General features: G+C 60.7%; 2 protein-coding genes and 1 pseudogene. All 3 read right to left on the reverse strand.

Annotated elements, in window-relative coordinates:
• Positions 1-348 (reverse strand): SUMF1/EgtB/PvdO family nonheme iron enzyme (locus tag VFE81_RS17905; protein ID WP_325045870.1); only part of this gene is annotated, 348 nt, incomplete at its 3' end.
• Positions 349-359: 11 nt separating this feature from the next.
• The gene (locus VFE81_RS17910; protein WP_325045871.1) at positions 360-2084 is read right to left on the reverse strand and encodes an arylsulfatase; all 1725 of its coding nucleotides are present in this window, start codon (positions 2082-2084) and stop codon (positions 360-362) included.
• Positions 2085-2157: 73 nt separating this feature from the next.
• Positions 2158-2560: pseudogene (locus VFE81_RS17915) on the reverse strand (amino acid permease); the annotation flags it as partial.

A 2560-nucleotide genomic window follows, 5' to 3' on the forward strand; every position in this document is an offset into this window, starting at 1 on the left:
CAACGTCTTGTACCCGGTCGCTGCGACGAAGCGAGCAAATTCCGCATTCGTTACGTCGTACCGATCGATCATGAAACTGCCCACTTTGACGCTACGTGCAGGCGCTTCTTCCGGATAACCACCGTCGGAGCCCATCACAAAGCTGCCGGCGGGCACGCGTACCTGATCGCTATCTGACGATGCCGGCGGCAAACCGTTGAAAGCCTTGCACGCCTGCAAGTTACCGAGTAGCGCAGCTTGCCGTGATGCACCGGCTTGCATCGTTCCTGCGAGCACCACTTGAGCCAGCACGACGCACGCAACCGTTGCCCCAACCCGCACGATCAAACTTCGGATATGCATGCTCATGCCGACACTCCTCAGTAGTCCATGCGCGGGTACGAGGTATCGCGCCACGTCTCGACAACGTTGTTCTGCTGCACGTATTGCGCCCACTCGGTCAGCATCTGCTCGAGTACTTCAGGACGCTTCGTGGAAAGATCGTGCAGCTCGGCACGGTCGTGAGCAAGGTCATACAGTTGCCAATGTCCCTTGCCGTTGTCGTAGGAATAGACCAGTTTCCAGTTACCCTTGCGCAACGCGTTACGTCCCATCAGTTCCATGCCGTACACGTAGTCGTCCACGTGCACGCGTTTGCGCTCGCCGGTCAGGTACGGTTTCATCGACATGCCCTGCATTGGCAGCACAGTGTGGCCGTGGAATTCAATGCCGGGTTGCCTGATATTGGCGAAGTCGAGAATGGTCGGCGTCAGATCCTTGACGGTGAGCACCTGTTCGCTCTTGCCCGCCTGTACATGTCCGGGGAACGACACGAATGCCGGCGAGCGGATTCCGCCTTCGTTGGTGTACGCCTTGAAGAGGCGGAAAGGTTGTGCACTCACCTGTCCCCACGCCGGCCCCTCGAACACGAACGAATTGGCGCGGCCAATGTTGTCGAGCGAGTTGTCGAAGGTCTGCGCGATCCACTTGGCGTTGCCGCTATCCTCGTCCCATTTGTTGCCTTCCGGGCCGTTGTCCGACAGGAACACGATCAGCGTGTTGTCGTACTGGCCGCTCGCCTTCAGGTAATCGATCAGGCGGCCGACGTTACGGTCGAGATCGCCCATCAGCGCCGCGTAGGCTTCCATCGTGCGGGCCGAACGCGCTTTCTCGTCGGCGCTCAAGGCGCTCCACAGTTTCGTGCCTTCGGGCAGCGGCGCGGGCTTCGCGTCGTTCGGCACGAGACCGAGGCGTTTCATTTTGTCGATACGGCGCTGCGCAATCACGTCATAGCCGACGTCGTACTGGCCGCGTACCTTTTGCAATTCATCGTCAGGCGCTTGCAGCGGCAAATGCGCCGCCGTATAAGCCGCATACGCAAAGAACGGTTTGCCGCCGCGCTGCGAATCCTGCAGATAGGCGATCAGCTTGTCGGTGTACGTCCGCGATGAATAGAAATCGGCCGGCAGATCGATCTTCTTGCCGTTCTCGCGATAGGTCGGCTCCGGCGCATCCGACGTAATCGTCATGACCTTCTGCCTGAAATGCGACGCACCGCCGTTCATCAACGCATAAGAGCGTTCGAAGCCACGCTGGTCGGGGCGCATACCCTCGCTTCCGCCCAGATGCCATTTGCCCGCCATCACGGTCCAGTAGCCCGCGTCTTTCATGATTTCCGGCAACGCCGCCACCCGTTGATTCAAGCCGCCTTCGTAGCCGGGATGGTTGACCTCTTCGGGTGTCAGATGCGGCGTGATCATCTCCGCCATATTGCCGACGCCGGCAAGGTGATTGTCCATGCCGGAAAGCAGCATCGAACGGGTCGGCGAACAGGTCGGCGCGACATACATCGTGTCGAGCAGGCGGCCGCGCGCGACCAGCGCATCGAGATTCGGCGTGGCGATTTCGCTGCCGAATGCGCCGATGTCCGAGCGCCCGACATCGTCGGCGACGATCAGCAGCACATTGGGACGCGCGCCGGGTGCAGCAGCCGGCGCAGCCGGTGCGGAAGCCGCAGAAGCCACATCCGCCGCCTGCGCGAGCGGCATCATGACGGTACACGCGCCGCCTACGAACGCTGCCGCAAGGATGGTACGAAAGCTCATTTGATCTCCATTTCCACGATATCTTCCTAACCTCGATTCATGTCTTGTTGTCACGAAGCTTTGACGAAATGCGTTACAACCTTGACCGCCCTAGCCGCTCGAACGCTTCACGGTCGCGTTGCTTGAGGTTTTTCGCCGCGAGCACGCCAGCCACCGCGAAGAGCGGCAGCAATGCGGTCAACGCGTACGACACGCCCACACCCGCACCGGTCAGCAGCGGAAAGTTCACGATCGCAAGCACCAGCACAACCGCGAGAGCGAGACCGGACAGCACCGGCAGTACGCCCACACGCATCACGCCCGCGTCGTCGCGGCCGATTCGCTTGAAGAACACGAACACCGCGACCGAGGAAAGCGCCATCAACGCGATGATGCAAAGCGTCGCCACATTCGTGAGCCACGAGAACAGCGTCAGAACCGGATCGGCGTGCGCCACGATGAACACCAGCACAACGATTGCGGCCACCGCCGTTTGC

This window comes from Paraburkholderia sp., from assembly GCF_035656215.1.
Lineage (GTDB): Bacteria > Pseudomonadota > Gammaproteobacteria > Burkholderiales > Burkholderiaceae > Paraburkholderia.